The organism is Morganella morganii H1r (genome assembly GCF_000633515.1).
Taxonomy (GTDB): Bacteria; Pseudomonadota; Gammaproteobacteria; order Enterobacterales; family Enterobacteriaceae; genus Morganella; species Morganella morganii_B.
On the sequence record NZ_AYMP01000050.1, the window covers coordinates 1 to 4576 of the forward strand.

Consider the following 4576-nt stretch of genomic DNA (forward strand, 5'->3'; position numbering starts at 1 on the left):
TGCTGGTTGCTCACCGTTTTCTTTTCTTTTTTCATCAATACTGTCCGCTAATTCAACGTAAGAAAGGGTTAATTGTCCGCGTTCGTCACTCAGGCCACCCCGTAATCCGGCGACACTGAATGCCTGACACGGTGTACCACCCACCAGCAGATCCGGCGCAGGTACATCACCGGCACGAACCACCACGGCAAGTTTTGTCATATCGCCCAGGTTATCCACCTGCGGCCAATGCGCAGCCAGAACGGCAGACGGGAACGGTTCAATTTCACTGAACCAGATAGGTTTCATTCCGATAGGTTCCCAGGCGACCGAAGCGGCCTCGATGCCGGAACAGACAGATCCGTAAGTCAGCCCCATCAGATAACCCCCTCACGCTGGTAGCGTTTAGCTGTGGCGCGGGTCATGAAATACTGCCGCTCGATATTTTGGAACCGAATGAGATCATCCCAGCCATGGCGGCAAATACTGTTCACCTTATGGCGGCTGTTCCAGTGATCTTTCAGGTCACGCAGTACCCACCACCGGCGGATTTGATGCAGGACAGCCAGCACCGGGAACACATTCACGCCGTAAATCTCTTTGCTTTCTGAGCGCATGTTCATGCTGCCTCCCGTTCTTTTGCGGCCTGCTCTGTGGCCTGTGACCAGATACCAACCCATGCACGACGGGCATCAAATTCCTTCATTCCGCGCAACCCTGCCTTGCCTGCCAAATCACGGGCAATTTCTTCAGTTCTGGTCTGTGGTTTTGAACGACTGCAGATAATGCGGGTATATGCGTTCTCGCGGGCCACGATATCGACAGACGGTTTTGATTGCTGTGTTTCAGCCAGGCGGAGGGTTAAATCATCCCAGCTGTCACGGAGTGAACGGGTACTTTGGATATTCTTACGCCAGAAATTATCAGCAGCCACACGCTTGTACAGGGCACAAATTTCACGGTGCGAGTGACCGTCAATCTCACGCATGAGGCGAACATCATTCGCCCATTCGGTAAAATTAGGCTCTTTTGGTTCTTTCAGACCGAGCTCTGCAAATACCCCTTTGCGGCGCTCAGAAATCCATTTCGCGCAGTCCAGATCATCCTGTGTTCCCCATTTCTGACCATTAGCGCTGTAGATAGCGGCATCAGGGTTACGTGTTAAAAAATTATTAAGAGGGTTGTCGCTGGATTCGTCAGAATTCTGCGACGAAGAGTCAGTATTGATCTGTAAGTTATGATCTGTTTTAAGATCTGTATAAAGATAGGAAACCTCACTTTCGACGTTTCCAGGAACCTGCATTTCTGCGTTTTCCATTCCGCAGTTTCGACGTTTGGATTCCGCACTTTCGACGTTTCCATTCGTCGATTTCGACGTTTCGGTTTTATCAGGGAATATTTTCAGTAAAAGTGCTTCTCCATCAATACGATAGTGAGTTACTGGGGTACCGTTAACTTTCTTTGCTTTCGTCTCGATAATGCCCGGAAAATATTTCGTGCGCAGCTTATTAACCAGGCGGCGGGCTTGTTCTTCTCCGGATAATCCCTTAATTTCATCAGCCAGCTCTTCATGGCTTTTGTAGAACCAACCATCACCGGCACTGGAAGAAACGCCAGACCAGAACACCAACTGATTCAGGACAGCACCCAATGCATGGGCCTGCTGATCACCAGCAAAAAACTCCAGGAACGGCACCGGTATCACAATAACGTTTTTCTGACCGGACATTGCCTGAACGATTTCAAATACACTCTTCATGCCCCAGCTCCCGCTGTCTTACCAAGACGGTTAAAATCACCTACCGCCCACTTCACAAACTGGTAGTTTGTTTCTGAGAAACCTTCCGGTACTCTTACCGTATAAACAAATGCGGCAGGGTCTTTACCACCCTTTACAGGAGCAACACGGAGTTGCGCAAAGCCTGCCAAATGAGTTAATCTGCTCATGCGTTTATCTCTTCACACAAATTGATATGGCGCGACCGAGGCCACCGGCCGTATACCGGTGGTCTCACTTTTCATCCGGAACCCCAAATACATCGTCAAGACTCCCGACAAACCCCAAAAAGTAAGCAAATACCTTTCCTGATTTTTTATATATACCCCTGACTTCCTCCCGGGTTAACTTTCCGTCCTTCAGGCTTTTATCGATATGTAATTCCAGGTCTGCCCGTAAGGCTGAAAGGGTCATCCGGATATCAAATAATTCAACTTTGTCGATATCTTCTGGTGACACATCCGGCATTGGTGTCATGCCGTGGCGGTCCATGTGGTATTCGACCAGGTGACGGGTTTTGGTCAGGTCTTCCATTGCCTCCAGTTCGTCATTGTCGAAAAACCGGCAGCCGTTCTTCTCATACAGTTTGTTGTTGAACGTCGTCAGTGACATCCCCAGCGCACCGGCCAGCGCTTCCCGCCCACCCGGCATGGCGCAGCACATCTTTTTTACGACTTCTTTCAGTGATTCATTCTTCATTGCAGTTATCTCGTTGTTATTTTTAAAACTGTGATGTCCACCAGCTGACTGTAGATCCGCTACCTGTTGCTCGGTGATATCCTTTTAGGTTCCCCAACCATTAAGGAAAACTTATGCGCAACGTGAACTATCAAGTACGAAAAAAAATTAACAGGTCTGGTGCTGATCTTGAGTACCTTCTGGAATGCTTTGGCGATCACCTGGCTGAACTTCATGACTATCCGTCAGATGTTTGTGGCTTTGATGCTGTGTACCTGTATCTTTGCAACAAACATCACTGGCCAATTTCTCAGAGCCGCTCGATGGAAAAAGACGACATCCGGTTAGTTTTAGCAAAAGAGATGAAAGGCTGGCTGCCTCCTCAGGAAGCTCGTTATCCTGGTCTAATCCCATCAGACGATTAACCTTTGCCTGATTTATTTGCAGTTCTGCAATCTGTTTCACTGACGTCCAGAATTCATGTGGCGTCAGTTTTTTTTCTGTTTTTGCTGCTGGTTCATTCTTCATTGCCTACTCGCTTTCAGGTTGGGTTGTAGTTAACCGTGCTTTTCTGTGCTGCTATGCTGATAAAGTGCAGGGTTGTATTTGAGTTTTCCGTTTGTGAGTCGCTCAATTTTCAAAGCTTGTTTTTCTGGAACAATGGACACCCACTGACACACAGCGCTATGGGAAATCCCCAGAATAAGTGCCGTTTTAGTTGTCCCGCCGAAATAGGCTAAAACTTGATTTTTATGCATGTATCACCCCTTAAAAGTTAGCATACTTACAATATAAACTTGCAAGATACTTACGTCAATAAAATGTAAGCTTGCTTACATGAATAAGACGGGAGAAAGTTTATGAATACGCTCGGCGAGAGAATCAAATTTAGAAGGCGTCAGCTTAAAATGACCCAGAGAGATGTCGCCGAGTGTGTGGGTATCTCGGCATCAGCAGTTACCCAATGGGAAGGTGATTCCACAGGGCTGTCCAGTGAAAACCTTTTAAGATTATCTGCCGTGCTTCGCTGTTCGCCCCAATGGCTTCTTTTGGGTGAAGGTGAACTAGATCTTCCGTTTCCGCTGTATGGCAATCATTACGCACAAATTCCAGTAATTTCATGGGTTCAGGCAGGTAATTGGACTGAGGTTATTAATCAGCCAGACGTCAATTCCCTTCAATATGTTGATACATCAGCAAAAGTAAGCAGTAATGCCTTTGCATTAATTGTTAAGGGGCAGTCAATGACATCCACATCAGGCGATCTTAGTATTCCTGAGGGGGCAATTGTTGTAGTTGATCCCGAGTTCGGTTTTGTTGACGAAATGAACAACAAGATAATTATCGCGCAATTAAGCGAATCCAATGAGGCCACCATAAAAAAATTCATTATAGATGGCCCAAATAGATACCTTGCCCCCCTTAACCCCCAATTTAACCCAATACCAGTTAACGGCAATTGCCGACTTATAGGACAAGTTAAGCAAATAATCATAAACTTAGACTAATATTCCACGTCAGTTCAATCCCGCCCTCTGTGCGGGATTTTTTTGTACCTACAAAAATAATGTTAGCAAGCTTATTTTTTATCTTGACACCAAATGTAAGTTAACTAATATTATAAGCATGCAGACAACAGAATGCTTAACAATTAGTGGAGTCCATATGCAAACCGAACCAATCATCACCACTAACAACATGTCAGTAGACGATGTTACCGCGTGGATCACCGAAAAAGCCCAGGCGCTTCAAAAGCTGCAATCACTCCGCACCGAACGCGAAAGAGCGATCCGCGATCACGAACGTGCTCTGGACCGCTTTGATGAAGACATTGCCAAGTGGGAAGAACGCTGCGTCTTAATAGTACAACCGCAGTAACGGCTGCGTATCTGAATAACTGTGTGAAGAGTATCAATTAGTGTGGGGAGATAGACGCAGTCAGTATTGGGATTGGTGAATGCGCGGGCTGACGCGATATCAAAATGCGCTGTCGCCAGTCGGTGAAAACCCGGCCGCAACAGACCTATGCAGGATTTCAGCACCTGCCACCAATCACCAATACTGACTGTTACCCATAAATGATGTGTGAAGAGTAAACGACCCCATAACAATAACCATGCAACACCATTAGCGGCTGTGCAT

The 4576-nt window shown here is 46.8% G+C and carries 9 protein-coding genes; 2 read left to right on the top strand and 7 right to left on the bottom strand.

Annotated features, from left to right (window positions below):
* From U868_RS23810 to U868_RS0120925, 7 genes are all read right to left on the bottom strand, one after another.
* Positions 1-360, bottom strand: a 360-nt coding sequence (locus tag U868_RS23810; RefSeq protein ID WP_205275546.1) for a DNA cytosine methyltransferase, incomplete at its 3' end; no start/stop codon positions are given.
* Positions 357-602, bottom strand: coding sequence for a hypothetical protein (locus tag U868_RS0120900; protein WP_051583090.1), 246 nt, complete (start codon positions 600-602; stop codon positions 357-359). The genes U868_RS0120900 and U868_RS23810, both read right to left, overlap by 4 nt.
* Positions 599-1738 (bottom strand): hypothetical protein, encoded by a 1140-nt coding sequence (locus tag U868_RS0120905; RefSeq protein ID WP_025154971.1) that lies wholly within the window; start codon positions 1736-1738, stop codon positions 599-601. The genes U868_RS0120900 and U868_RS0120905 overlap by 4 nt, the downstream gene beginning before the upstream one ends.
* On the bottom strand, positions 1735-1926 hold the full coding sequence (locus tag U868_RS0120910; RefSeq protein ID WP_025154972.1) for a hypothetical protein: 192 nt from the start codon (positions 1924-1926) through the stop codon (positions 1735-1737). Before U868_RS0120910 ends, U868_RS0120905 begins: the two co-directional genes overlap by 4 nt.
* A 64-nt stretch (positions 1927-1990) precedes the next feature.
* Complete coding sequence (locus tag U868_RS0120915) at positions 1991-2455, bottom strand: YmfL family putative regulatory protein (RefSeq protein ID WP_025154973.1); 465 nt, start codon at positions 2453-2455, stop codon at positions 1991-1993.
* Positions 2456-2602: 147 nt separating this feature from the next.
* Entirely contained in the window at positions 2603-2962 is a 360-nt protein-coding gene (locus U868_RS25620) for a hypothetical protein (protein ID WP_162817271.1), read from the bottom strand.
* 29 nt (positions 2963-2991) lie between these two features.
* A complete protein-coding gene (locus tag U868_RS0120925; RefSeq protein WP_025154975.1) occupies positions 2992-3192 on the bottom strand; it encodes a Cro/CI family transcriptional regulator in 201 nt (66 codons plus the stop codon).
* 102 nt (positions 3193-3294) lie between these two features.
* Here U868_RS0120925 and U868_RS0120930 point away from each other — a divergent pair, with 102 nt between their 5' ends.
* Together U868_RS0120930 and U868_RS0120935 are read left to right on the top strand one after the other, a co-directional pair.
* Complete coding sequence (locus tag U868_RS0120930) at positions 3295-3942, top strand: LexA family protein (protein ID WP_025154976.1); 648 nt, start codon at positions 3295-3297, stop codon at positions 3940-3942.
* Positions 3943-4099: 157 nt separating this feature from the next.
* Positions 4100-4312 carry a hypothetical protein gene (locus U868_RS0120935; protein WP_025154977.1) on the top strand — a complete coding sequence of 71 codons (213 nt, stop codon included), beginning with the start codon at positions 4100-4102 and terminating at the stop codon, positions 4310-4312.
* Positions 4313-4576: the final 264 nt, after the last annotated feature.